This is a genomic window from Halobellus sp. EA9 (assembly GCF_051195055.1).
Lineage (GTDB): Archaea > Halobacteriota > Halobacteria > Halobacteriales > Haloferacaceae > Haloquadratum > Haloquadratum rubicundus.
This window is the reverse complement of record NZ_JBNTJW010000004.1, coordinates 47,454-72,736: the sequence shown is the minus strand read 5'-3', so window position 1 is coordinate 72,736 and position 25,283 is coordinate 47,454. Positions and strand designations below refer to the sequence as shown.

Annotated in this window: 25 protein-coding genes; 13 read left to right on the top strand and 12 right to left on the bottom strand. The window is 69.1% G+C overall.

Annotated elements, in window-relative coordinates:
• Positions 1-45: 45 nt before the first annotated feature.
• From ACQUQ0_RS06500 to sufU, 11 genes are all read left to right on the top strand, one after another.
• On the top strand, positions 46-1,689 hold the full coding sequence (locus tag ACQUQ0_RS06500; protein ID WP_435183912.1) for a bacterio-opsin activator domain-containing protein: 1,644 nt from the start codon (positions 46-48) through the stop codon (positions 1,687-1,689).
• Between the two features lie 123 nt (positions 1,690-1,812).
• Positions 1,813-3,801 carry an acetate--CoA ligase gene (gene acs, locus ACQUQ0_RS06495; RefSeq protein ID WP_435183910.1) on the top strand — a complete coding sequence of 663 codons (1,989 nt, stop codon included), beginning with the start codon at positions 1,813-1,815 and terminating at the stop codon, positions 3,799-3,801.
• A gap of 14 nt (positions 3,802-3,815) precedes the next feature.
• Positions 3,816-4,418, top strand: coding sequence for a DUF4212 domain-containing protein (locus ACQUQ0_RS06490; RefSeq protein WP_435183908.1), 603 nt, complete (start codon positions 3,816-3,818; stop codon positions 4,416-4,418).
• A gap of 83 nt (positions 4,419-4,501) precedes the next feature.
• Positions 4,502-6,067, top strand: a complete 1,566-nt coding sequence (locus ACQUQ0_RS06485; protein ID WP_435184250.1) for a VC_2705 family sodium/solute symporter — start codon at positions 4,502-4,504, stop codon at positions 6,065-6,067.
• On the top strand, positions 6,067-6,528 hold the full coding sequence (locus ACQUQ0_RS06480; protein ID WP_435183907.1) for a universal stress protein: 462 nt from the start codon (positions 6,067-6,069) through the stop codon (positions 6,526-6,528). Before ACQUQ0_RS06485 ends, ACQUQ0_RS06480 begins: the two co-directional genes overlap by 1 nt.
• A gap of 107 nt (positions 6,529-6,635) precedes the next feature.
• On the top strand, positions 6,636-7,469 hold the full coding sequence (locus ACQUQ0_RS06475) for a tetratricopeptide repeat protein (protein ID WP_435183905.1): 834 nt from the start codon (positions 6,636-6,638) through the stop codon (positions 7,467-7,469).
• Positions 7,469-7,768, top strand: a complete 300-nt coding sequence (locus tag ACQUQ0_RS06470) for a DUF424 domain-containing protein (RefSeq protein WP_435183903.1) — start codon at positions 7,469-7,471, stop codon at positions 7,766-7,768. Before ACQUQ0_RS06475 ends, ACQUQ0_RS06470 begins: the two co-directional genes overlap by 1 nt.
• A gap of 98 nt (positions 7,769-7,866) precedes the next feature.
• On the top strand, positions 7,867-9,144 hold the full coding sequence (gene sufS / locus ACQUQ0_RS06465; protein ID WP_435183902.1) for a bifunctional cysteine desulfurase/selenocysteine lyase SufS: 1,278 nt from the start codon (positions 7,867-7,869) through the stop codon (positions 9,142-9,144).
• Positions 9,145-9,205: 61 nt separating this feature from the next.
• Positions 9,206-9,778 (top strand): mechanosensitive ion channel family protein, encoded by a 573-nt coding sequence (locus tag ACQUQ0_RS06460; protein WP_435183901.1) that lies wholly within the window; start codon positions 9,206-9,208, stop codon positions 9,776-9,778.
• A gap of 60 nt (positions 9,779-9,838) precedes the next feature.
• Positions 9,839-10,348 carry a hypothetical protein gene (locus tag ACQUQ0_RS06455; RefSeq protein WP_435183900.1) on the top strand — a complete coding sequence of 170 codons (510 nt, stop codon included), beginning with the start codon at positions 9,839-9,841 and terminating at the stop codon, positions 10,346-10,348.
• A 58-nt stretch (positions 10,349-10,406) separates the two neighbouring features.
• On the top strand, positions 10,407-10,826 hold the full coding sequence (gene sufU, locus ACQUQ0_RS06450; RefSeq protein ID WP_435183899.1) for a Fe-S cluster assembly sulfur transfer protein SufU: 420 nt from the start codon (positions 10,407-10,409) through the stop codon (positions 10,824-10,826).
• Positions 10,827-10,920: 94 nt separating this feature from the next.
• Here sufU and radA read toward each other — a convergent pair whose 3' ends face one another.
• The 5 genes from radA to htpX all read right to left on the bottom strand — a co-directional run bounded on the left by radA (position 10,921) and on the right by htpX (position 15,655).
• Positions 10,921-11,952, bottom strand: a complete 1,032-nt coding sequence (radA, locus tag ACQUQ0_RS06445) for a DNA repair and recombination protein RadA (RefSeq protein ID WP_372386651.1) — start codon at positions 11,950-11,952, stop codon at positions 10,921-10,923.
• A 131-nt stretch (positions 11,953-12,083) separates the two neighbouring features.
• Positions 12,084-13,439, bottom strand: a complete 1,356-nt coding sequence (locus ACQUQ0_RS06440) for a hypothetical protein (RefSeq protein ID WP_435183898.1) — start codon at positions 13,437-13,439, stop codon at positions 12,084-12,086.
• Positions 13,436-14,095 carry a hypothetical protein gene (locus ACQUQ0_RS06435; protein WP_435183897.1) on the bottom strand — a complete coding sequence of 220 codons (660 nt, stop codon included), beginning with the start codon at positions 14,093-14,095 and terminating at the stop codon, positions 13,436-13,438. Before ACQUQ0_RS06435 ends, ACQUQ0_RS06440 begins: the two co-directional genes overlap by 4 nt.
• Before the next feature lie 72 nt (positions 14,096-14,167).
• The gene (gene pspAB, locus ACQUQ0_RS06430; protein ID WP_435183896.1) at positions 14,168-14,779 is read right to left on the bottom strand and encodes a PspA-associated protein PspAB; all 612 of its coding nucleotides are present in this window, start codon (positions 14,777-14,779) and stop codon (positions 14,168-14,170) included.
• Positions 14,780-14,782: 3 nt separating this feature from the next.
• The gene (gene htpX / locus ACQUQ0_RS06425; protein WP_435183894.1) at positions 14,783-15,655 is read right to left on the bottom strand and encodes a zinc metalloprotease HtpX; all 873 of its coding nucleotides are present in this window, start codon (positions 15,653-15,655) and stop codon (positions 14,783-14,785) included.
• A 124-nt stretch (positions 15,656-15,779) separates the two neighbouring features.
• Between htpX and ACQUQ0_RS06420 the strand changes: the two genes are divergently transcribed.
• Complete coding sequence (locus ACQUQ0_RS06420; protein ID WP_435183893.1) at positions 15,780-16,916, top strand: 60S ribosomal export protein NMD3; 1,137 nt, start codon at positions 15,780-15,782, stop codon at positions 16,914-16,916.
• A 105-nt stretch (positions 16,917-17,021) separates the two neighbouring features.
• Here the strand turns inward: ACQUQ0_RS06420 and ACQUQ0_RS06415 are convergent, their stop codons facing one another.
• The 3 genes from ACQUQ0_RS06415 to ACQUQ0_RS06405 form a co-directional block, all read right to left on the bottom strand.
• Positions 17,022-17,228, bottom strand: a complete 207-nt coding sequence (locus ACQUQ0_RS06415) for a DUF7317 family protein (RefSeq protein WP_435183892.1) — start codon at positions 17,226-17,228, stop codon at positions 17,022-17,024.
• A gap of 349 nt (positions 17,229-17,577) precedes the next feature.
• Positions 17,578-19,461, bottom strand: coding sequence for a helicase C-terminal domain-containing protein (locus ACQUQ0_RS06410; RefSeq protein WP_435183891.1), 1,884 nt, complete (start codon positions 19,459-19,461; stop codon positions 17,578-17,580).
• Positions 19,462-19,536: 75 nt separating this feature from the next.
• On the bottom strand, positions 19,537-19,740 hold the full coding sequence (locus tag ACQUQ0_RS06405) for a DUF7561 family protein (RefSeq protein ID WP_435183890.1): 204 nt from the start codon (positions 19,738-19,740) through the stop codon (positions 19,537-19,539).
• 371 nt (positions 19,741-20,111) lie between these two features.
• On the opposite strand from ACQUQ0_RS06405, the gene ACQUQ0_RS06400 reads away from it, so the two are divergent.
• Positions 20,112-20,993 (top strand): YkgJ family cysteine cluster protein, encoded by an 882-nt coding sequence (locus ACQUQ0_RS06400; protein ID WP_435183889.1) that lies wholly within the window; start codon positions 20,112-20,114, stop codon positions 20,991-20,993.
• Positions 20,994-21,110: 117 nt separating this feature from the next.
• Here the strand turns inward: ACQUQ0_RS06400 and ACQUQ0_RS06395 are convergent, their stop codons facing one another.
• The 4 genes from ACQUQ0_RS06395 to ACQUQ0_RS06380 are packed head-to-tail and all read right to left on the bottom strand — an operon-like array spanning position 21,111 to position 25,236.
• Positions 21,111-22,181 (bottom strand): PhoU domain-containing protein, encoded by a 1,071-nt coding sequence (locus ACQUQ0_RS06395; RefSeq protein WP_435183888.1) that lies wholly within the window; start codon positions 22,179-22,181, stop codon positions 21,111-21,113.
• Positions 22,182-22,196: 15 nt separating this feature from the next.
• The gene (locus ACQUQ0_RS06390; protein WP_375797872.1) at positions 22,197-22,643 is read right to left on the bottom strand and encodes a hypothetical protein; all 447 of its coding nucleotides are present in this window, start codon (positions 22,641-22,643) and stop codon (positions 22,197-22,199) included.
• Positions 22,644-22,645: 2 nt separating this feature from the next.
• Positions 22,646-23,437, bottom strand: coding sequence for an energy-coupling factor transporter transmembrane component T family protein (locus ACQUQ0_RS06385; RefSeq protein WP_435183887.1), 792 nt, complete (start codon positions 23,435-23,437; stop codon positions 22,646-22,648).
• Entirely contained in the window at positions 23,434-25,236 is a 1,803-nt protein-coding gene (locus ACQUQ0_RS06380) for an ABC transporter ATP-binding protein (RefSeq protein ID WP_435183886.1), read from the bottom strand. The genes ACQUQ0_RS06385 and ACQUQ0_RS06380 overlap by 4 nt, the downstream gene beginning before the upstream one ends.
• Positions 25,237-25,283 lie beyond the last annotated feature (47 nt).

The following is a 25,283-nucleotide window of genomic DNA, read 5'->3' as shown; positions in this document are numbered from 1 at the left end:
ACGCACAGATTTATTTCGCACTGTTACGATCTCCCGAAACGACAGATGGATCCCCCGGCCGCCAGCGAGTACCGTCGGCTCCGACGGGCCACCGAAACCCACCGCGAGGACCTCGTGCTGCGACTCGGCGGCGAGGTCGGACTTCGCCCCGTCGAGATGACGCGCGTCCGCCTCGCGGACGTCGAATCGCACGACGGCACGCACTTCCTCGCGGTCAGAGACGCGGACGGAGACGTCGCCCGCGACGCCCATCTGCCCGCGGGCGTGGAACACGACCTCCGGAAGTACGCCGGGAACGTCGGCGCGGGCGAGGACGATCCCCTCCTTACGGTGTCGCCCCGCCGCCTCCAGATGCTCGTGGGCGAGGTCGCCGACCGCGTCGACGGGGTCGACGCCTCCTCGCGGGACCTCCGGTGGCACTTCGCGGCCGAACTCCTAGACGACGGCGTCCCCCCGCGCGTGGTCTGTGCGCTCGGCGGCTGGCGGCTGGAGCGCCTCGCGCCGCTCCTGTCGGACCCGGACCGCGAGGCCGTCGCGGCCGCGCTCGACGGCGCCGCGACGGCGCCCGACGGCCTCGGACGGGACGTCGCGCTCGCGGCCGACCTGGGCGCCGAACTGCTCGGCGTCGCCACGGTCGACGAGACCGCCCGGACGGCGTGCGCGTGCCTCGCCGACGCCGAGGGCGTCCGCTTCGCCTGGCTGGCCGAGCGGACCGGGGAGGCGTTCGCCGTGCGGGAGGCCGTCGGCGTCGACGCGGCCGCCGCCGAGACGGCGCTCGACGGCTACGACCCGGACGCCCGCGCCCGCGACCAGCGGGACGTGCGGGTCCGCGAGTCAGAGCGCGGCCCGCTGGCGCTGGTCCCGGTCCGTCGGGACGACACCCGCTGGGGCGTGCTCGGGGTCGGCGTGCGGCGGCCGGTGGGCGACGCCCGCCGGGACGCGCTCGCCGTCCTCGGGACGCAGGTCGGTCACGCGCTCGCGGCGGTCCAGCGGAAGCGCCTCCTCCTCGCGGACACCGTCGTCGAACTCGACTTCCGCTGTCCCGCGGGGTCGTCGTTCGTCGCCGACCTCTCGGGGGCGCTCGGCTGCCGGGTCGAACTCTCCGGCGCGGTCCCCGTCGGCGACGGATCGCTGCTCTACTACCTCGTGACGCGCGGCGCGGGCGCGGATCCGGTGCTGTCGCACGCCGACGCGGCCGACGCCGTCGCCGACACGCGGCTCATCGAGGACTACGGTGACGGCGCCGCCGTCGAGGTCGTCGTGACCGACGCGCCCGCCCTGGCGCTCGTCGACCGCGGCGCGCGGGTCCGCTCGCTCGTCGCCGAGGACGGCGCGGCGACGCTCACGGGCGAGATCCCCGGCGACGCCGACGTCCGCGCGGCGGTCGACGCCGTGACCGACGCGTACCCGGGGGTGTCGCTGTCGGCGAAGCGGCAGGAGGACCGCCCCGTCGAGACCGACGTGGGCTTCCGCGAGCGGCTCGCCGACCGGCTCTCGGACCGGCAGGCGACCGTCCTCCGGGCGGCCTACCACGGCGGCTACTTCGAGTGGCCCCGCGGCTCGACCGCCGAGGAGCTGGCGGACTCGCTTGCGGTCTCCTCGCCGACGCTCCACAACCACCTCCGAAAGGCCCAGCAGAAGCTTCTGACGGCGTTCTTCGACGACGCGGCGCCGCGCTCCGAGCTGTAACCGGGCGGCGAGGCGACGCCCGCTTTGCAACAGTTAGCCCCCGTGGTCCGTTCTCCCGCGTGAATAATTGGCATATTTAGAACCGCCGTTTATGTGGGGGTGTCCGATTGTGAGTGATAGACTATGGGAGATGACGACGTAGAACTGGAAGCGCGGCTCGCCGAACAGGACGTCTTCGAGCCGTCCGAGGCGTTCGTCGAACAGGCGAACGTCGCGGACGACGCGATCTACGAGGAGTTCGAGGAGAACTGGCCGGAGTGCTGGCAGGCCGCCGCGGACCTGCTCTCGTGGGACGACGACTACGACACCGTCCTCGACGACTCGAACCCGCCGTTCTACGAGTGGTTCACGGGCGGCGAACTCAACGCCTCGGCGAACTGCCTGGACCGCCACCTCGACGAGCGCGGCGACGAGGCCGCGATCGAGTGGATCGGCGAACCGGTCGAGGAGGACGACCGCACCTACACCTACGCGGAACTCCACCGCGAGGTCAACGAGTTCGCCGCGGCCCTCCGCGACCTCGGCGTCGGCGAGGACGACGTGGTCACGATGTACATGCCGATGGTGCCCGAGCTGCCGATCGCGATGCTGGCGTGCGCCCGGATCGGCGCGCCGCACTCGGTCGTCTTCGCGGGCTTCTCCGCGGACGCGCTCGCGACCCGGATGAACGCCGCGGACTCGGAGTACCTGATCACCTGCGACGGGTACTACCGCCGCGGCGACCCGCTCGACCACCTCGCGAAGGCGAACGAGGGCCTCGCGGGCGTCGACCACGAGGTGGAGGCGACGGTCGTCGTCGACCGCCTCGGCGAGGATGGATTCGGCCACGATCTCGAAGACGCCCAACACGACTATGGCGACCTCGTCGCCGCCAACGAGGGGGCCGAGGTCGACCCCGTCGCCCGCGACGCCGAGGACATGCTGTTCCTGATGTACACCTCGGGGACGACGGGCCAGCCGAAGGGCGTCAAACACACCACGGGGGGCTACCTCTCGTGGGCCGCCTGGACGTCCCAGGCCGTCCCCGACATCGAGCCCGATGACACGTACTTCTGCTCGGCGGACATCGGGTGGATCACGGGCCACTCATACATCGTCTACGGGCCGCTCGCGCTCGGCACGACGACGGTGATGTACGAGGGCACGCCGGACCACCCCGACAAGGACCGCCTCTGGCAGATCGTCGACGAGTACGAGGCCACGCAGCTGTACACCGCGCCGACGGCGATCCGGGCGTTTATGAAGTGGGGTTCGGAGTACCCCGAACGGCACGACCTCTCCAGCCTCCGTCTGCTGGGGACGGTCGGCGAGCCGATCAACCCCCGCGCGTGGAAGTGGTACTACAAGCACATCGGGAACGAGGAGTGCCCGATCGTCGACACGTGGTGGCAGACCGAGACCGGCGGGATGATGGTCACCACCCTCCCGGGCGTGAAGGATATGAAACCTGGGTCGGCGGGGCCGCCGCTCCCGGGCGTCGACGCCCGGATCGTCGACACAGAGGGCGAGGAGGTCGGCGCCGGCCGCGCGGGCTACCTCACCGTCCAGAAGCCCTGGCCGGGGATGTTGCGGACGCTGTACCGCAACGACGAGCGCTACATTGAGGAGTACTGGGCGGAGTACTCCGACACCGACAGCGACGACCCCGAGGACTGGGTGTACTTCCCCGAGGACGGCGCGAAGATCGACGACGACGGCTACATCACCGTTCTGGGCCGCGTCGACGACGTGATCAACGTCTCGGGCCACCGCCTGGGGACGATGGAGATCGAATCTGCTATCGTCGGCGTCGAGGGCGTCGCCGAGGCCGCCGTCGTCGGCGGCGACCACGAGGTCAAGGGCGAGGCCGTCTACGCCTACGTGATCCTCGAAGACGGCTACGGCGGGTCCGAGGAGATGCGCGAGGCGATCATCGAAGGCGTCGAGGACGCGATCGGCCCGATCGCCCGCCCCGAGCAGGTGATCTTCACGCCCGAGCTCCCGAAGACCCGGTCTGGCAAGATCATGCGGCGGCTCCTGGAGGACATCGCCAACGGCGAGGAACTCGGCGACACCTCCACGCTCCGCAACCCCGAGGTCGTCGAGGAGATCCGCGTACAGGTACAGGACTGATAGCATACCCAAAGATGACAGATATTACCACTCACGGAGCGGCCGACGCTGACACCGACGACGAGGACGTATCGGCGGGCCGGACCGGAGACGCGACGGACGATGGCATCGCGATCGACGAAGGGAACCGGACCATCCCCCAGGACCGGATCGTTCCAGACGGCGGGACTGAGGTCGGCACCGACGACGGCCGGCGGGCCGCCACCGACGGCGGGGTCGCCGACGCCGGGCCCGGGGCTGATGCCGGGGGCGACATCGACTACCTGGAGGCCGAAATCAACCTCCTGAAGCCGAGCACGCCGTTTATGCGCGACCACCTGAAGCAGGTCTGGGCGGGATTTCTCGCCTGGGTCGTCCTCACGTGGGGTCCGGTGACGGCGACGTACCTGGCGCCCGGGCTGATGACCCAGCCGATCCCGATCATCGACTTCCCGGCGCACTACTTCTCCGTGGCGTTCCTCGCGCCGACGAGCTCGCTGGTCTTGGCGTTCATCTACTCGCGCCGGCGCGACAGGCTCGACGAGAAGTACGGCATCGACCACTCGACGGCGGAGGTCGACGCCGGCGGCGACGCCGACGCCGAGACGGCCGCCGCCGACGGGGGTGAGGTGCAGTGAGCGCCGCCGCGTCGGTCCTGTTGCAGTCCGGGGACCTCCTGCCGGAGGCGCTCGACATCTCGTTCAAGCCGATCCCGGCCGTGATGGTCGTCGCGATGCTGGCGCTGTTCCTCGTGGTCGGCTACCTGTTCAAGGTCGCCGACACCGAGGGGATGTGGGTCGCCGGCCGCTCGATCGGGAACATCGAGAACGGAATGGCCATCGGGGCGAACTGGATGTCCGCGGCGTCGTTCCTCGGCCTGGCCGGGCTCGTGGCGCTGTCTGGCTTCTACGGCCTCGCGTTCATCATCGGCTGGACCGCGGGCTACTTCGTCCTCCTGATCTTCCTCGCGGCGCAGATGCGTCGGTTCGGGAAATACACGGCCCCCGACTTCGTGGGCGACCGCTTCAACTCCGATACGGCCCGCGCGCTCGGCGCGGCGACGACGATCCTGATCGGGTTCGTCTACTCGGTCGGCCAGGCGCGCGGGATGGGCCTCGTCGGCCTCTACGTCTTCGGGACCGACTACGTCACGATGGTCGTCGTGATGATGGCGATCACCGTCGCCTACCTGACGCTCTCGGGGATGATGGGCGCGACGAAGAACATGGCCGTCCAGTACGTCATCCTCATCGTCGCCTTCCTCGCGGCGGTCTACGTCGTCGGCATCGTCAACGGCTACTCGACGATCCTGCCGCAGATCGAGTACGGCGCGCTCATCAGCGACCTCAGCAGCGAGTTCTCCCGGCCGTTCGCCAACTCCTCGTACTTCCTGTGGATCGCGACCGCGTTCTCGCTCGTCTTCGGGACCTGTGGCCTCCCGCACGTCTTAGTGCGCTTCTACACGGTCGAGAACGAGCGGACCGCCCGCCACTCGACCGTCTGGGGGCTGTTCTTCATTATGTTGCTCTACTGGGGCGCGCCGGCGCTGGCGGCTTTCGGCGTCGACCTCTACGACGCCTCGCAGTACGGCCCGACCTACGCCGCCTCCGGCGGGATGTCCGGCGGCGAGGGTGACCTGATCGTCGTGCTCGCGGCCCAGCTGTCGAGCCTCCCGACGTGGTTCGTCGGCCTCGTCGCGGCCGGCGGCATCGCCGCCGCCATCGCGACCACGGCCGGGCTCTTCATCACCGCCTCCTCGGCGGTCTCTCACGACATCTACACCAACATCATCAACCCCGACGCGACCCAGCGCGAGCAGGTGCTCGTCGGCCGCGGGACGATCGTCCTCCTGGGGATCGTCGTCACGGTCACGGCGCTGGACCCGCCGGCGCTCATCGGCCAGCTCGTCGCCCTGGCGTTCTCGCTGGCGGCGATCGTGCTGTTCCCGATGTTCTTCCTCGGGCTGTGGTGGGAAAAGACGAACCGCCAGGGCGCCCTCGCGGGGATGTCCGTCGGGCTCGCGATCTGGATCGCGGCCGTCGTCAACGACCTCATCTTCCCGTTCAGCCAGGCCTTCGGGGACGTCTTCCCCGCGATCGGCGCCGCCTTAGTCGGGACGCCGCTCGTGTTCGCGATCACCATTGCGGTCTCGTACGTGACAGAGGAGCCGCCGGAGTCGACGAAGCGGCTGGTCCGGCAGTGTCACAGCCCCGAGCCGATGTCCCGAACCGAGAGCGCGGAAGACGCCGCGGCGACAGACGGGGGTCACGCCCCCGGTGACGACTGATGTACGACACCATCCTCGTTCCGACCGACGGAAGCGACACCGCCGAGGTCGCCGTCGACCACGCGATCGACCTCGCCGAGAAGTACGGCGCGACGATCCACGCGCTCTACGTCATCGACGTCGACGCCACCAGCTACTCGCTGGGGACCGAACAGGTCGACCGCATCCGTCAGGGCCACCTCGACGAGATGCCCGAGGTCAAAGAGAGCGCCGAGAAGGCGACCGGCCAGGTCGCCGACGCGGCCGCCGAGCACGGCCTGACGGCCGAAGAGCACGTGCGCGCCGGCCAGCCGGCACGCGCGATCCGGAAGTTCGCCGAGGAGAACGAGATCGACCTCGTCGTGATGGGCTCGCACGGCCGCTCGGGCCTCTCGCGGGCGCTGCTCGGGAGCGTCGCCGAGCACGTCCTGCGGGAGACGCGGGTGCCCGTCCTCGTCGTCGACGAGCACGCCGAGCGATAGTCGGAGCGCTCGGATAGGTCGGAGCGCCCGGATCGCCGCGCGCTCGCGCTCTCGCCGGCGCTCCCCGTGACGTAGTGCTTAACCGTCCTGACCGTGAATCGAACGGTATGACAGACGGCGAGCGCGACGACCACGAGTTCTCCTCCGGCCAGGGGTTCGACGAGGACTACGAGGAGTTCACCCTCGACCCGCCGGAGCTGAAGGTCGACCCGACGAAGGTCGACCCCGTGGACTCCCGCGTCGTCACCGACGAACTCGACCGACGGAACATCGCCTCCGACCAGGTCGACGTCGAGAAGCTCATCGACGTCGGGCTCTCGTACATGCAGATCAACCGCTTCGAGGAGGCGACAGAGACCTTCGAGCGCGCGGCGCGGTTCGGCGACGAGGACTCCCTGGAGGCCCAGGAGGCCTGGGTCAACAAGGGCGCGGCCCACGCCGAACTGGAGGAGTGGGACGAGGCCATCGGCGCCTACCGCGAGGCGCTCCGCATCGACGACGACTCCGAGCACGCCGCCTCCGCCGAGACCAACCTCGCGTACGCGCTCTGGAACGCCGGCGAGGTCGAGGAGGCGCTCCACCACGCCGAGCGCGCGGTCGAGATCGACCCGCGCTTCCCGCAGGCGTGGTACAACCGCGGCTTCTTCCTCCACGAGCGCGGCCTCAACGAGGACGCGGTCAACGCCTTCGACAACGCCATCCGCCTGGGGATGCGCACCGCCGACGTCCTCGAAGAGAAGGCCCGCGCGCTCGAAGAGCTCGGCCGCGACGAGGAGGCCGAACGGACCCAACAGCAGGCCGACGAACTGCGCGAGGAGCGCGAACAGGAGCTGTTGGAGCAGGGCCAGGGCGGCCAGCCGGAGCGGGGCGGCCAGCCGCAGGGCCTGGGTGACCTGGTCGAGGACGCCCAGGAGCCCCTCGACAGACAGCGAGAGCGGTGATGTTACTCCGCGAGCGACAGACGCCTGAGGGCCTGCTCGTCTCGGTCTGCGACCCCGAGTGCCTCGGCGAGACCTACGTCGACGGCGACGTCTCCCTGGAGGTCACAGAGGACTTCTACGGCGGCGAGGAGGCCGCCGAGGCCGACGCGGAGACCGTGATCGACAGCCTCACCCGCGCCAGCGTCGCCAACATCGTCGGCGAGCGCGCGGTGGGCGTCGCGGTCGAGGCCGGCATCGTCGACGAGGAGCGCGTGCTCGTCGTCGACGGGACGCACCACGCCCAGTTGCTCTGGATGTGAGCCGCGCGCTCCCGCCCCGGCCGAACGTAACCGTCTCCGGTTCCGTGGTCCCGCCGATACCGAAGCGGTGTTAGTCCTGCGGCCGTTACGACTCCCCAATGGGAACTCAGGAATCGTATCCGATCGATGTCGCCTCGATCCGGGAGGACTTCCCGATCCTCGACCGCAAGGTCGGCGGCGACATCGAGACGCCGGGCGAGGGCCCCGACGACACCCGGCCGCTCGTCTACCTCGACAACGCGGCGACGAGCCACACCCCCGACCCCGTCGTCGACAGCATCGTCGACTACTACCGCGGCTACAACTCCAACGTCCACCGCGGCATCCACCATCTGAGCCAGGAGGCCTCCGTCGCCTACGAGGAGGCCCACGACTGCGTCGCGGAGTTCATCGGCGCGGAGGGCCGCGAGGAGGTCGTCTTCACGAAGAACACCACCGAGGCGATGAACCTCGTCGCCTACGCGTGGGGCCTCGCCGAACTCGGCCCCGGCGACACGGTCGTCCTGACCGAGATGGAACACCACGCCTCGCTTGTCACCTGGCAGCAGATCGCCAAGAAGACCGGCGCGAGCGTCGAGTACGTCCGCGTCGACGAGGACGGCCGCCTGGATATGGACCACGCCGCCGAACTCATCGACGACTCGACAGCGATGGTCTCTGTCGTCCACGTCTCGAACACGCTCGGGACGGTCGTGCCCGTGGCCGACCTGGCCGACCTCGCCCACGACCACGACGCGCACATCTTCGTCGACGGCGCGCAGTCGGTCCCGACCCGCCCGGTCGACGTCGGCGAGATCGACGCCGACTTCCTCGCCTTCTCGGGCCACAAGATGCTCGGCCCGACCGGGATCGGCGTGCTCTACGGGAAGGAACACCTACTCGAGGAGATGCAGCCGTACCTCTACGGCGGCGAGATGATCCGGAGCGTCACCTACGAGGACTCGACCTGGGAGGACCTCCCTTGGAAGTTCGAGGCCGGCACGCCCGTGATCGCCCAGGGCATCGCCCTGGAGGCCGCGATCGACTACCTCGATTCGGTGGGGATGGAGAACGTCCAAGCCCACGAGGACCTGCTCGCGGAGTACGCCTACGATCGGCTCTCGGCGTTCGACGACATCGAGATCTACGGGCCGCCGGGCGACGACCGCGGCGGGCTCGTCGCGTTCAATCTGGAGGGCGTCCACGCCCACGACCTCTCCAGCATCCTCAACGACCACGGCGTGGCGATCCGCGCGGGCGACCACTGCACCCAGCCGCTGCACGACAAGCTCGGCGTGCCCGCCTCCACCCGCGCGTCGTTCTACATCTACAACACGACCGAGGAGATCGACGCCCTCGTCGACGCCGTCGACGACGCCCGGCAGCTCTTCGCCTGAGCGGCGCTTTTCTCTCTCCTCCCGAAACCCTTAGTGGCTCACCGTCGACCTCCCGGCAGCGATGCCCACCGTGACCCGATTCCTCTTCGAGACGATCGAGCGGACGCTCGGCGAGTTCGCGACCGGGATTCAGGCGGCCGTCCCGAGGCTCCTCACCGGTCTCGTCTTTCTCGCGATCGCCTACGTCGGGATCAAACTGCTCACGCGCGCGCTCCGGCGCACCCTCGACGCCGTCTACCCCGCGGACCAGGGGCTCGTCGTCGACCTCGGGGTGACGATCGCGAGCGTGTTCCTGTGGTTCGGCGTCGCCCTGGCGCTCTTGAACATCTTCGGGATGGGCGAGATCGCCGCGAGCCTCGGCACCGCCGCCGGCTTCGTCGCGCTCGGCGTCTCCTACGCCCTGTCGAACATGATCGCCGACACCGTCGCCGGGGTGTATCTCCTCCGGGACCCCGACTTCAACCCTGGCGACGAGGTGAAGGCCGACCCCGTCACCGGGACCGTGGAGTCGATCGAACTCCGGAAGACCCGGTTCCGGAACACCGACGGCGACGTCGTCGTCGTCGCGAACCGCGACGTCGAGAAGAAGTGGACGCGCCTCGCCGCGGACGACGCCGCCGAGGCCCCCGCCTGAGGGGTCTCGTGCTAACACCGCTCACTACCGCTTTATTACCGTCGCTCGCGTACCGAGGGTATGAATTCTGCACGTTCGGTCGGTCCCTTCCGGTGGCTCGCGACGCTTCTCGCGCTCCTCGTCGTCACGAGCGGACTCGCCGTCGGCCAGTCGGACCAGCCCGAGTGGGCCGACGAGGCGTTCGCGGAGTTCGGGGGGATGGTCGCCGTCTACAACGAGTCGATCACGGCGGTCGACCTCGGCGTCGCGGGCGACCAACTGGAGAACGAGCGCGTGAACCTCGTCGTCACCGACGCCGACGGCGCGACGGCGACGTTCTCGTTCCGCCTCGACGGCCAACTCCGGATGACCGAACTCGACCAGGGCGCCCGCTCGGACGCGACCCTGCGGATGTCGCTCGACTATGAGACCTTCGACGAGATCATCGCCGCCGACAACCCCGCGGTCGTCTTCCGTGACGCGGTCGCCGCCGGCGACATCCGGCTCTCCGGGGTCGGCACGACCAACGCCGTGAAGTGGGTCGTCATCAACACCGTCGCGGACCTCGCTCGGAGCTTCGGGCTGTTCTGACCGCCCGCGCCGGCCGGCGGAACCCTTTTGCGCGAGACTGTCGTACGCTCTTCCAACAATGGGACTGGGCTCGGATATGTATCGTCAGCAGATTCTGGATCACTACAAGAACCCCCGGAACAAGGGGGAGATGTCGGATCCGGACTTCTCCCACACCGGGGAGAACCCCTCCTGCGGCGACACGATCACGGTGAACGTCAGCCTCGAAGACGACGGCGAGACCATCGAGTTCGTGACGTTCACCGGGAACGGCTGTGCGATCAGTCAGGCCTCGGCGAGTATGCTCTCGGAGAGGCTTCAGGGGATGACGCTCTCGGAACTGGACGCGATGGACACCGACGACGTCACCGAGATGCTCGGCGTCGACATCTCGCCGATGCGGATCAAGTGCGCCGTCCTCGCGCGGCAGGTGGCCCAGGACGGGGCGGCCATCCACCGCGGCGACGTCGAGATCGAACAGACGACGACCGAGGAATAGCCCCCTCTTCGGCCGCGGGCCGTGACGTCGGCGCCTCGTTCTCGATCCCCGTCGGCGGCGCACCGACAGGCGCCTTCGACGACGTACAGAGGCCCTATTCGGGTTTGAGTCCCTCGTCTTGGACGCGCATCACGGCCTCGCCGTCGGCGAGGTTCGGCGCGTCGACCAGCCGGACGATCCGCTTGTCGCCCTTCGACTTCCGGAGGTACATCCGGAACGTCGAGGTGTGGCCCAGGATGTTGCCGCCGATCGGCTGGGTCGGGTCGCCGAAGTACGAGTCCGGATTGGAGGCGACCTGGTTCGTCACCAGGACGGCGGTGTTGTAGAGGTCGCCGATCCGCATCAGGTCGTGGAGGTGCTTGTTGAGCTTCTGCTGGCGCTCGGCGAGCTCGCCCCGGCCGACGTACTCCGCGCGGAAGTGCGCGGTCAGCGAGTCGACACAGAGCAGGCGGACGGGGAACTCCGCCTCCTCGTTGTCGCGGGCGAGCTCCTTGGCCTTCTCGGCGAGGAGGATCTGGTGGTTGGAGTTGAACGCCTTCGCGACGTGGATGTGGTCCAGGAACGAATCGAGCAGGTCCGACATCGTCTCGTCGTCGCCCGGCGTGCCCTCGATCTCGCGGCGTTCGAGCAGGTCCTCGATGACCTCGTCGTCGAGGCCGCGGACCATGTCGTCGATCCGCTCGGGGCGGAAGGTGTCCTCGGAGTCGATGAAGATACAGGAGCCGCCGAGCCCGCCGTGTTCGGGGGGCAGTTGGACGTTGACGGCCATCTGGTGGGTCACCTGGGACTTGCCGGCCCCGAACTCGCCGTAGACCTCGGTGATCGACTGGGTCTCGATCCCGCCGCCCAGCAGCTCGTCGACCTCGGGGATCCGCCAGGAGAGCTTGCCGATCTGCTCGCGTCGCTCCAGCACCGCCGCGCCCGTCTCGAAGCCGCCGATGTCGGCGGCCTCGCGCGCGGCGTTGATGATGTCCGCGGCGGTCGACTCTCCCACGTCCGCCGTGTTCGACATCTCGCCCGGGCTCGCGACCGCGATCGCCTGGTAGCTCTCGAATCCCGCTTCGACGAGTTTGTCCGCTGTCGCTGGGCCGACTCCTGGGAGACTCTCGAGATCGTCTTCTGGCATCGTACTCCTCTCTGAGTCCCACGCCCACATAAACCCTCGTTAACACCGCAGTAAAAGTGAAAGCGCCGGACGCGGGCGACGCGACTCGATCACGGGCGCGAACGTTTATCGGGAAAAAGCGCGGTCGAGACTCAGGACGAGCCGTTCCGGAGCGCGGCCGCCGTCTCGGCACACACCGGTGGGAGCGCCCGACAGGTCGCGCCAGCGACCACGTAGTCTACGGCGTCGTACGCGACCGAATCGACGCTGACGGTGCCCGAGGCCCGCCTCAGGCGGTCGTCGGTCCAGCGGATCTCGTCGGCGAGGTCGGGGAGCATCGCGTCGACGAGGAGCGCCCCGCGATCGGCGTCGCGAGCCTCGGCGACGGCGTCGATCGCCGATTCGCGGATCGCGGCCACGTCCTCGATTCCCTCGACGGCGATGTCGTCGCCGTCCTCGATCCGCTCGCGGAGGGACGCGAACGCGCGGACGAAGACGAGCGCGTCGAGCGCGCCCAGGACGTCGTTTGCGAGCCACGGCACCTCGTCGCCGCCGTCACGGTCGGATGCGGTCACGTCCTTCGCGCGGTATCTGGCTTCGGAACCGAGCTCCGCGAGCGCGCGGATTCCCGCGGTCTCGTCCACGTCGCGGTCGACGAGCGACGTCGGCTCGTCGACGTCCTGCGGCGGGAGCGCGGTCTTTGCCTCACGCACGCGCGCTCGGAGGATCCCGCGGGCGGCCTCGAACCGGGCGCGCAGATCCGCGGTCGCGTCGAGGCTCGCCCGGAACCGATCGAAGAGGTACGACGCGACCGCGACGCTCGTCCGGGCGCGCTCGTGATCCGAGGCGAGCGCCCCGACTTCGAGCGCCGTGCGGCCGTCGCGGGTGGTGCGGCGGTGCCGGGAGTCGAGCCAGTTCCGCGCGGCGCGGATCTCGGTGCCGATCTCGTCGTGGACGACCACCGCCCGGACCGGATCGTCGCCGACGTAGGACCACCGCGCGTCGACCTCGTCGACGCTCCCCGCGATGGCCGGCGTCTCGGCTGTGAGTTCCGAGACCGTCAGGTCCGCGTCGATCGCGCGCCACGCCGCCTGTACCTCGTGGGCGTCGACGCGGGCGCCGTTCGCCCGGTCGAGGCGGTCGTACGGCGTCAGCGCCTCGTCGACCCGGTCGATCGACTCGGTCGCGGACTCGTAGACGCCGTTCAGCCGCTCGCGGATCACGCCGTTGGGAATCTCCTCGCGGTCGAACGGCGCGGGCACGCCGTCGAGCGCCGAGCGCGCGATCGACTCCTGTTCGTCGACGAACGACGCCTCGATGTCGACGGGGACCGTCTCCGGGACCGCCGGCGCGTCGCCGCTCACCGCCTCGGCCAGCGCGTCGGCGTCGACGGTCGGCTCGCTCCCGCCGGGGAGAAGGCCCGAACAGCCGGCGAGCGTCGCGAGCGCGCCCGTGCCGGAGATCGCCAGGAACCGCCGCCGGCCGACCACCGAAGGATCCCGGCTCACGATGCGTCCACCTCCGTCGGCTCGCCGCCCTCGGGGCGGCGACACCGTCCGCCGCCGCTGCCCGAGCCGTAACTGGTGATCTGCCCCGGCTCCAGCGTCGCGGGGAGGCGGATCAGGTTCGTCACCACGTCGCGGGCGTCGGCCTCGCAGGCGACGTCGGCGTCGCGGAGCACCCGCGCGTAGTCGGTCTCGATCTCCGAGTCGGTCCAGCGGACCCAACAGAGCCGGTGGTGGTAACACTCGCCGACGAGGTGCCGCTCGACGTAGACCGTCTCCGAGCCGAAGTCCGTCTCGTCGAGGAACGCCCGCGCCTCGTCGACGCCGTCGACGTCGGCGAAGGTGAGGGCCGCGGCGGCCTCGTCGCTGGCGACGATGTGGTGCGTCCAGCTGTCGATCTCGGGCGTTTCGCCGCCGTCGCCGGCCGACTCGGTCTCGCTCGGCGTCTCGCTCCGCACGATCGGTTCTCTGTCCCCGTTCCGGAGGCTGACGTGCGGCGGATCGACGAGCGCGTCCTCGGGCGGGTCGGATCCGGGCGCGACCCGGGAGGACCCCGACGCCGAGCCGCTGCCGCCACAGCCCGCGAGCGCGGTCGCGCCGAGGAGGGACCCGGCCGCGGCGAGCAGTCGGCGGCGCGTCGGCTGTTGTCTGGAGGGCATCGCTTCTGTCCTCCGGTCCGACGGGTAAATAGCCCGCGGAGACTCAGTCGGCTCTTTCAGCGACCCTGCCTGTCAGTCCCAGGGGTGGCCGCCGTCGCGGTCGGGCCACATCGGGTACCAGTAGGACTCGTCGCCTTCCAGTTCCAGTTCGCCGTCGAGGACGGATTCGAGCTTGAATTCGAGGCGCTGATTCCGCTCTTTGCCCTGCTCGGGCGCGAACGGGTAGTACGCCCCGCGCCGGAACGAGTAGATCCAGTAGGCGCGGTCGCCATCGCCCTCGCGCTCGAAGCCGAACACGGCGGCGAGCAGGCGCGAGCCGTAGCCGCGCTCGCGGAACTCGTCGGCCGCGAAGTGGACCGAGGTGACGAGGTCCTCGGGGTCGTCGTCGCGGAGGACGACCCACTCCCAGCCGTGGCTGTCCTCGCGGACGTCGAAGGTGGTCCCGGTCTCTTCCTCGCCGGCGCGGAGGATCGCCTCGACGTCGTCGACGGTCGCCTCGAAGTCGGTGCTGTCGACGCCCGAAAAGCAGAGCGCCGCCGCGCCCACGGAACGAAAGCCGAGGTCGGCCTCCATCGTGACGTAGGCGGTGCTCATCCCGAAGAGGTCCTCGGGGTCGGCGTCGCGGGTCGCGTCCGCCTCGGCGCTCGTGCCGAGGACGGCCCTGATGGTGTCGAAGAGGCCCATCCGTTACTGGGTCTCCATCTCCCGTTCCAGTTCGCGGAGGCGCTCGACGCGCTTTTCGGTCGCGGGGTGGGTGCTGAACAGCTTCCCGATGAAGTCGCTCTTCAGCGGGACGATGAAGAACGCGTTCATCTCGGACTGCTCGCGGAGGTCCTCCCTGGGCACCCGGTCCATCCGGCCGTCGATCGTGAGAAGCGCCGACGCCAGCGCCGAGGGCTGGCCGGTGATGAGCGCGCCGCCCCGGTCGGCGGCGAACTCGCGGTAGCGCGACAGCGCCCGGATCAGGAAGAACGAGACGACCCAGACGACGAGCGAGGCCACGATCGCGACGATGATCCCGCCCCCGCCCTGGCGGTCGCGGCCGCCGCCGCCGAACCAAAAGCCCATCCGGACGATCATAAACGCGACCGTCGAGAGGAACGACGCGATCGTCATCACCATCACGTCGCGGTTCTTCACGTGGGCGAGTTCGTGGGCGATCACGCCTTCGAGCTCGTCGCGGTCGAGCGTCCGCAGCAGCCCGGTCGTCACACAGACGGTCGCCTTCTTCTGGGACCGCCCGGCCGCGAAGGCGTTCGGCACCCGCGAGTCGGCGACGGCGACGGTCGGCTTCGGCAGGTCCGCCTGCTGGCTGAGCCGCGAGACGGTCGCGTGGAGTTCGGGATACTCCTCTTCTGTGACCGTCTTCGCGCCCATGCTGTAGAGCGCGAGCCGGTCGCTGAAGAAGAACTGTGCGAGGACGAACGCGCCCATAAGCGGGAGGAAGACGAACGAGTCCGTCCACCACAGCGCGCCGACGAACGCGATGTAGAGGGCAAAGAGCAGGAACATCGTCAGGACCATCCGGCCCCGGAGTCCCCAGTCGGATTTCCACTCCATACCCGCGTCTACGGCTTCCGGCTAATAAACGGTGTTGGGGCCGACGGACGCGCCCGATCCGTGTCGCCGTCGCCGTCGGCCGCCCCGCTTCGTCGCGCTTAACCGCCTCGATCGTCTACGTGCGATGATGAGTTCGGGCGACTTCTGTCCGCGGTGCGGGGATCCGGTGCCGGAGCGCGAGGAGACCCTCCCGGGCGAGCCCCGCGAGCGCGACGCCGTCCTCTGTGACGACTGCTACTTCGCGGACTTCGACCTCGTCGACGCCCCCGACCGGATCGAGGTCCGGGTGTGCTCCCAGTGCGGGGCGGTCCATCAGGGCAACCGCTGGGTCGACGTCGGCGCCCGCGACTACACCGACGTCGCGGTCGAGCAGGTGACCGAGGCGCTCGGCGTCCACCTGAAGGCCGAGGACGTCCGCTGGGGCGTCGAGCCCGAACAGGTGGACGAAAACACCATCCGGATGCACTGCACCTTCTCGGGGATCGTCCGCGACACCTACCGCGAGGAGCAGGTGACCGTCCCGGTCTTCATCTCCCGGCAGACCTGCGACCGCTGCGGTCGGATCGCCGGCGGCTACTACGCCAGCATCGTCCAGATCCGGGCCGACGAGCGGACGCCGACGGCCGAGGAGGAACAGCGCGCTGTCGAGATCGCCGAGGCGTACGTCGAAGAGCGCGAGGCGACCGGCGACCGCAACGCGTTCGTCTCGGAGGTCACAGAGACGAGCGACGGCACCGATATCAAGCTCTCGACGAACCAGATCGGCGGCGGGGTCGCAAAGCGGATCGTCCGCGAACTCGGCGGTCACGTCGAGGAGTACCCGACGCTCGTGACCGAAGACGGCGACGGCAACGAGGTCTACCGCGTGACCTACGCCGTCCGCCTCCCCAAGTTCACGCCCGGCGACGTCATCGACCCCGACGACGATGACGGTCCGGTGCTCGTCCGGAGCGTCCGCGGCAACCTCAAGGGGGTCCGCCTCGCCACCGGCGACCCCTACGAGGCGTCCTTCGAGGAGGGCGAGACGCCCGACGCGCGACGGCTCGGCACGGTCGAGGACGCTTCGGAGACCACCGTCGTCGCCGTCGAAGACGAGTACGCGATCCAGGTGCTCGACCCCGAGACCTACGAGTCAAAAACGATCGCGCGGCCGTCGTACGTCGACGGCGACGCCGATACCGTCCCCGTGATAAAGAGCCGCGCGGGCCTCCACGTCCTCCCGGCGGACGCGGTGGACACTGACGACGCGGATGCGTCCTGATAGTGATTACTCTCACTGTTTCCCGCCGAACGCCACCCCCGGTAACGGCGTTCGGCGGTAAGAAACGAGAGTAATCACTATGAGAGCCGGAGAACGGGCCTTCGGTCAGTCCGCCCGGGTCGGTCCGTCGCTCGGTGCCGGTCCGCTCGCCGGTCCCGGCCGGAGCTGCTTTTCGCGGATCGTGATCCCGTGGCGTTCGAGCGCCGTCGCGAACGCCTCCGTCGAGCGACCCGCGCGGGCCGCCGCCTGCGAGAGTGTCAGTGTGCCGGTCTGGTATAGCGTCATCGCCGTGTTCAGCCCGTGGGTATACATTGCGGGACGCCTGAATCAACGCGACTAGGAGTGTTAAGTATTCTGTGATATAACGTCCCAAACACATATCGATCCGCTATAATGCAAAACGTTCAGTTGATTACTCGCGTATTCGGTTCGCTGATGTAAACATAAATTAACGTTCATTATGTATCCGTTTCGCAATTCGTTCGATTCCCGTGTACTATCACAATCCGACGGGGTCGGAGAGCGCCGGAAGTATTGAATCGGTGCGGCCGCTACCGAGGGTATGGACCGCCAGCAACTGCTCGCGCTCGTCCTCGTTCTCCTGATGGTCGGGTCGTCGTTCGCGTACGGCGCCGCGCTGCTGTTCTGAGCCGGCCGGACGCTACCGATCGCCCCAGACGTCCGAGAGCGGGTGGTCCGATCGGTCGTCGCCGCTCCCGCTCTCACTTCCGCTCCCGCTTCCGCCGTCGGTGCCGCTGCTTCGGTCGCTCCGGTCGCGCTGACTGCCGTTCGCTCCGGACCGCGCCGAGCGCGACGCGGATCCGCCGCGGGACCGCGTTCCCTGCCGGCCTCCGTCCCGTGTGTTCCCCCGGTTCGATCGGGACGGTCCGCCGCGGCCGCCGGCCGCGACCTGGTCGAACGCGGGGAGGTCGGGCGTCGAGAGCCGGTCGACCTGGTCGCGGAACCACGTCGGCATATCGCCCCGCGTGCGCTCGAAGAGATCGAGCAGGGAGGAGTCCGCGAGGTACGTCGCGCCGTAGTCGTCGGGCGCGCGGACGACGCGCCCGCAGGCCTGAATCACCGTCCGGAGTGCGGTCCGGCGGTACCAGGACCACTGGCCCTCCTCCAGGCGGCGGGCCACGCGGGAGTCGTTGGTGTTGAGATACGGCGCCTTGCAGACGACCTGCCAGCGGCAGAGATCGCCCGCGAGGTCCAGGGCCTCCTCCATCTTCACCGAGAGGAAGACGTCGGGGTCGTCGGTCGCCTTCCAGGATTCGAGTTCGGCGTCGCGGTCCTCGCGGTCGTGCGCGCGGACGCGACCCCCGAGGCCGAGCTGGGCGAGTCGTTTCCGGAGTTCGGACTGGATCGCGTAGGAGTGGCAGTGGACGAGTCCCTTCTCGTCTCCGTGTTTCGCCGTAATCCGGACGAGCGTCCGCGCGATCTTGGGCAGGGTCTCGTCGCGCTCCTCGTAGGTCATCTTCCCCTGGGTGACGTCGTACAGCGGGCGGTTCTCGACCGGGAAGGTGTGCTCGACGTCGACGAACGCGACGTTCGCGGGATCGAGGCCGACGCCGCGGCAGAAGGCCGCCTTGTCGAGGATCGTCGCCGACAGGAGCGCGAACTTGTTGCCGCGGTCCCAGACCGTGTGGTGGAGGTACCGGGCGGGATCGAGCGGCTTGATCGTGATCGGGCCGCCCTCGCCGTCGGGCTGGTCGACGACCCAGGTGGTCGGGCTCTCGGGGTCGCGGTAGTCCTCGACGAACCACTGGAGTTCGGACCGGAGCTCCTGGAGGCGGTCCCGCCGCGCCGCCTCGTCCGGCGTCAGCTCCGGCTTCCGCAGGAGGTCGTCCTTCGCGCGCTCGCAGACGCCCGCGAGCGTCTCGGCGAAGCGCACCGTCCGTTCGAGGGTGTCGGTGGCGCCGGCGACGTCCGGGACGCCGACGTCGTCCCAGACGGGGACCGTCCGGGGGTTCAGGTCGACGGTCGCGTACATCTCGGCCCACTCCGCGAGGCCGTGGGCCTCGTCGATCACGACGACGTCCCGCTTGCGGAACACGTCGGAGCCGGCGGTCTGCATGAAGTACGCCAGCGTCATCGCGGCGATCCGGCGGTTCGAGGCGATCGCACGATCGGAGAAGTACGGACAGCGGTGCCGGACCGAGCAGTCGAACCCCGACTGCCGGACGCAGGGCGCCCGGTCGACGGGCGTGTCGGTCTCGCCGTTGAGGATGCAGGTGTAGTTCGACTTGCCCCGGATGACGTTCAGGTCGTCGAGCAGCGGGTCCGCGGCGACGTCGTCGAGCTGGGAGACCTGCGGCGTCGTGTAGTAGGCGTCTGTCGCCTCGGCGGGCGTCACGTCGTCGGTCGTCGCGGCCGCGCCCGCGATGGCGCGCGCGAGGAGCGACTTGCCGCTCCCGGTCGGCGCACGCACGAGAACGACGTCGTTGCCCGCGGCGAAGGCGTCGCGGATGTCCGCGAGCGCCTGCTCTTGCGTGCCGCGGAAGCTCGGCGCGGGGAACGACTCGGGGATCCGATCGGGGTCCACACCGACCCTGTGCCGCACGCGGATAAAAACCCTTCAGACGGCGGGCGGTCACGCCGTCGGGGCGTCACTGCCCCGTCACAGCGACTCGACGTCCTCGCTCGTCACTTCCCGGTCGTCCGGCAGGCGGTCGATGCAGTCCAGACACAGGAAGTACTCGCCGCCGTCGTCGAACTCCAGCGTCATCCCGCCGCTCGACTGCCCCTCGAACGACCAGAAGTCGCCGATGCCGCCGGCGATCCGGACCGACCGGCCGCAGGCCTCGCAGGGTTCGCTCGTCATACCCGATCCTAGGCCTCCGGGAGTGATATTGATTACTCTCGTCTCTTCCCGCCGAACGCACCCCCGGTGACGGCGTTCGGCGGGAAACAGTGAGAGTAATCACTATGAACCGTCTTCCAGCGCGGAACGATCCCGCTCCGTCCCCGATCTGTCGGCCCGAGGTTTCTACTACCCCCGCGTCGAACGACCGATCGAATGACGGCTTCGGAGCCTGCGAGGCCCCCCGAGGGGGAGAACCGCGACGGGGAGGCGCCGCAGACGGTGATCGGCGCGGGCATCTTCGTCGTCCCGGGACCGACCGCCGGCCGACGCGGCGACCGAACCGACCGACGCGGGGCCGGACGCCGACCCGCCGGGGTAGTGACGTCACGATGGAACTGAACTGCGAGGGCTGTGCCGGCTGCTGTCTGGACTGGCGGCCGATCGCCGACGAGCCGTCGGACCACGAGCGCCGCGGCCCCGGAGAGCCCCTCGACGACGCGTACAACTTCGTCCCCCTGACCCGCGACGAGGTCGCGCGGTTCGTCGAGCGCGGCCTCGGCGACGCCCTCCGACCGCGGCTCTGGCGGGTCGACGACGACACGCCGGGCGTCGTCGTCGACGGCGTCCGCCTCGCCGCCATCGCCGGCCGGCCCGCGTTCTTCGTCGGGCTCGCCCACGCTCCGAAGCCGGCCGCGCCGTTCGGGACCGAGCGGCGCTGGCTCGAAACGTGCGCGTTCCTCGACCCCGAGACGCTCCAGTGTCGGATCCACGGCGGCGACCTGTACCCCGACGAGTGCGCCACCTACCCCGGGCGGAACCTCGACCTCGACGTCGAGTCCGAGTGCGAGCGCGTCGAGGCCGCGTTCGGCGGCGACCGCCTCCTCGACGACGACCCCGAGGATGGCGCCGGGCCCCTGCTCGGCCCCCAGGCGGTCGGCGCGAAGGTGTTCGCCTACCCCGACGCCGAGGAGCTCTCCGGCGTCGTCGACCGCCTCTCGAACGACGGCCTCACCGCCACCGACCGGGCCGCGTTCGTCGGCGTGGCCGCGGGCTCCCGACCGGGCTCGCTCGCGGTCGACGAGGACCGCGCCGCGGCCGCCACCGCCGACGTCCTCGACGCCGACTCGTGGGTCGGCCGCGCGATCGAGGCGTGGGCCGACGCCGCGAGCGAGGTTGGAGCGCGCGCGTCCGATCCGCCGTCGGGCGACGACGTCGAGGTCGCCCGCGGCGCGCCGGAGACGCCCGGCTGGGACGCGCTCGACGAGTCCTGAACGCCGGGCTCGCGGGCGGAATGCGAGCACGGAGCCCAGACGCTGCTGACCGCTCCCGACGGAGGCGTCACCGACGCGGACGCTCACGCCCCGTGAGCGAGCAGATCGGGTCGGGAACTAGTCTTCGGCGGATGGGTTCGCATCCGGCCGGTCGAGGCGCCCCACCGTGTCTCCGCCCCAGTCCAGCGAGATCCCGTCTCCGCGCCGAATGGCCCGCTGTAACCCCAGCTCCGCGATGTTACCACCGTGTTCGGCGGTCCGCTGGATGCTGTAGAGGATCCGCGCGAGCCGATACTCGCCCGTCGCGTCCCTGAACAGGCGCCGGTCTAACTCCGCTATCTCTTCGCGGACTCGCGCCCGGCGCTGGAGCGCGCCGCGTACTCGCTCGGTCCCCACGTCGTCGACGATTCCACTCACTGCGTCTCCGACGATGTTCCGCGATCGCTCTGCGAGCCGCCGGAGCTCGGAGACGCGATCGCTCGCCGGAATCTGATCGGCCTCGCGAGCGATCCGACCGACGCGCTCTGCGTGGTCGGCGACGCGCTCTAGGTTTCGAGCCGTAGACCAGAGGTCGAACAGCTCCGGACGCGTCGATCCGAGCGAGTCCACTTCGCTGAGTCGGGAGAGTGCCAGTACGAACGAGCGCTCGGTCAGCGCGAACAGCCGGTCCGCTTGATCGTCGCGATCGCCGAGGTCGTGGGTCGTCGTGTCGTCGGCCACAGCAGCCATCGCTTCCTCGTGCATCGACGTGGTGAGGAACGAGAGCTGTCGTACCAACTGCGGTACCGAAATCTCCTCGGAATCGAGGAACACCCGGATCGATATCTCCCCGTCGGTCGCGCTGGTAACGGTCGCTCCCGATAGGACGCCAACCGCCTCGTTGGCGGCGGTTCGCTGCGAGCTATCGAATGCGTCCCGCGCCGTGAGCGTTATGTCGGTGTAGCCCGCGGTGTAGGCCGCCCACAGGGACTGTCGGACGCAGTCGGGATCGGCACCGCGGAGTTCGACCGTGACCTCTCCGGTCGGGTCCACCTCCCGGTCTCGCGTCTGCACGACGAGCACCCCATCGAGATGCGTATGAAGGTCGACGACGTCTCCCTGGCTGATGCCCTCTGCCTGTGCCCACTCCCGGGGCAGCGAGACGGTGAACGTCCCGCCGCTGACTTTCTGAATCTTCCGTGTTTCCATAGCGTCTCGTCGGTGCTATTTCGCTTTTACCTCGCTCTCGGGGAGGTACTTCGACTGTGCTGCCATATGCAACAACCCGAAGCCGACACCGGCAACGGCCATCGACCAGAAGTATGCGCCGTCACCGGAGCCGAACCGCGTGTGCGCGAAGTTCACCAGCAGTCCGACGACGATCACCGCGAGCAGCGACCACGTCGCCGACAGTATCAGTTGGTCTCGCGACGGGATCGGAAGGTCTCGGTAGTGGACGATCTTCCCGGCGGTGTTGAGGACGAACGCGACGGTGACGATCCCGGCGCCGCTCCACGCGAGTACCGACAGCTCGATCAGGTGTCCGACGGCGAGACACGCCAGGCCCCCGAACAGGAGCAACTGGCTTCGGCCCTCTGCCGTGCTCGGATCGATCATTCCAACCGAATCTTCGTCGGTCGAAGTCGTGACGGATTCAGTGTTGTCGGTCATACTCAGGGAGTGGGCGAGGGCAGGACGGGAACGGTGATGAGTCCGAAATTGGCGGCGAGGGTCCCGCCGAGGACGACCACTCCGGCTCCGAACAGGAGGGCGTCGCCGGCGTCGAACTGCAGTTCGTGACGGAGCTCGCGGTCCCTGTTCGAGAACGAGTACCCCCGCATCGTCAGCACTGACATCATCGTATTGGAGCGCTGGAGCACCGACATGAACATCGGTACCGCCAGACTCGGGGCGTTCAGCGCGAACTTGATCGGGTTCTTCGTCTCGATCGGGAGGCCCTTCACCTTCATCCCGTCCATGATTCGGAACAGGTCGCTGATCGTGATGTAGAACAGCAGCAGGACGTACTCGAGCGTGAAGCAGACGAGCTCCGGTACGCCCAGCCCGCGGAGCCCGTCGGTGATCTCGGTCAACTCCATCGTCGTGAACAGGCTCGCGCTGATCAACAGCGCGGCCTGCCAGGAGAGCGCGAGCTTCAGTCCGAAATCGAAGTTGCCGCCGAACGCGCTCCCGCCCGTCACCATCCGCTGGATGGCCGGGAACGCGAGTATCCCGAGGACGTTCGGGATCTGGAGGGCCAGGAGGGCACCGATCCAGAGCGGCGGGACTCTCGCAGCGACCACCAACCCGAGGCCGACGACCACCATCGCCAGCATCCACTCCCAGGTCGGTGCGGCGTACAGGTACAGCAGCATCAACACGAACACGGCGAGCTTCGCCCGCGGATCGCGGCGGTGGAACCACGTGTCGACGTCGTTGTAGATGACCGGGACCCGCCGCTTCATTGCGACACCTCCAGCTTCGGAGCGAACGCCGCGATGAATTCGTCGGCGGTGAGCGCGTCGACGCCGACCCGCCGGGCGAGCCGGGCCGCCCTGGGCGGGCGCATGTGGTGACTCGCCAACCACTCCCAGTTGTCGGCGGCGAACACCTCGTGGGTCGGCCCCTGTATCGCCACGCTTCCCTCGTTGAGGACGGTGACCGTGTCGGCGATCTCGCAGACGAAGTCCATATCGTGGTCGATGACGACGATCCCCTTCCCCTGACTGCGCAGTCGCTCGATCGCCCGCGTCACGTGGGCCCGGGCGGTCGCGTCGACGCCCGCGACGGGTTCGTCGAGCACCAGCACGTCCGGGTCGGGCGCGAGCGCGGACGCCATCGTCACCTGCCGGCGCACCCCGCGGGGGAGGAACATCGGGTCCTCCCGGAGGATGTCCTCGGAGATGCCGACGATGTCGCACACCTCCGAGACTCGCTCCTCGATGAAGGCCTCGTCGTAGCGCTCACGCTTCGAGAGGCCCAGCAGGCCCCTCCGTTCGTACCGACGCTTCTCGAGCGGGAAGCGGATCTCCTGCTCGACGGTCTGTTCGGACAGCTGCTCGTCCGGGTTCTGGAGCGCGATCCCGACCGATTCCGCGACCTCGCGTGCGGTCCGGCCGTCGGTGGATTCGCCGTTGACGTGCATACGGCCCTCGTCGGGCTCGAACAGCCCCACGAGCAGCTTGGTGAACGTGGTCTTTCCGGCGCCGTTGCCCCCGATAACCGCGTGTACCTCGCCCTCGCGAACGGAGAACGCGACGTCCTCTACGGCAACCGACTCCGAGGAGTACTGATACCGCACGTCGTCCGCGCGGAGCAGCGGCTCCCCGAGTTCGGAGGCGGTCTCTCCCTCGACCGCGCCCTCGTGTTCCATCCCGTCCGTCCCGATGAGGGGCTCCCCGAAGCCCGCCGATTCGGCGGAAGCGCTCTCCGAACCACTATCGCTCTGGGGCAGATCGGAGTCGTGCGTCTCGAGGGCGGTGAGGAACTCTCCCGGGGTGAGAGGCGACCCGGAGAGGCCGACCTCACGAGCGATGCGGGTACACACGGGCGGGGCCACTCCGATCCCTTCGAGGAGGTCGATGTCCCGGAGGAGGTCGTCGGCGGGACCGAACGCGATCTGCTCGCCCCCCTCGAGGACGAGCAGCTGATCGGCGATCCCCACAAGCGCGTCGGGATCGTTCTCCGTCACGACCAGGGTCTTGTCGCCCTTGAGCGACGCGATGAGGTTCGAGACGTCGTCCCGGCCCTCGGGGTCGAGCATGTCCGTGGCCGTGTCGAAGATCATTACCTCGGGATCTGTCGCGAGGGCGGCGGCGATGGCGAGCCGCTGTTGTTGGCCGCCCGAGAGTTCCCACGTGAACTTCGTCTCCTCGACGTCGCCCAGCCGGACGTCGTCGAGCAGGCCGCGCGCGCGCTCGATCGCCGCCGACCGGGAGACCCCGCGGTTCACCAGCGGCGCGATCACCTCGTCGATGACGTGGACCTGCGTGAGCTGTGCGGAGTAGTCTTCGAACACCATCGCGACCGTGTTGTCCGTCGCCTCGCGGGGATCCCGGCCGGCGACGGTGAGGGATCCCTCGGTGCTCCCGCCGGTGTTTTGCGGCGCGAAACTCGCGAGCGCCATCGCGAGCGTCGTCTTCCCTCCCTCGACCGGCCCGACGACGCCCAGGATCTCGCCATCGTCGATCTCGAAGGAGAGGTCTGTCAGCGCCGGCTCGTCGCGGGTCGGATACGTGAACGTGAACGCCTCAGCTCGGATCATCGTCCCTCGTACTGTCGGTCTGGTTCGTGGGCATACGGTGTATGAAT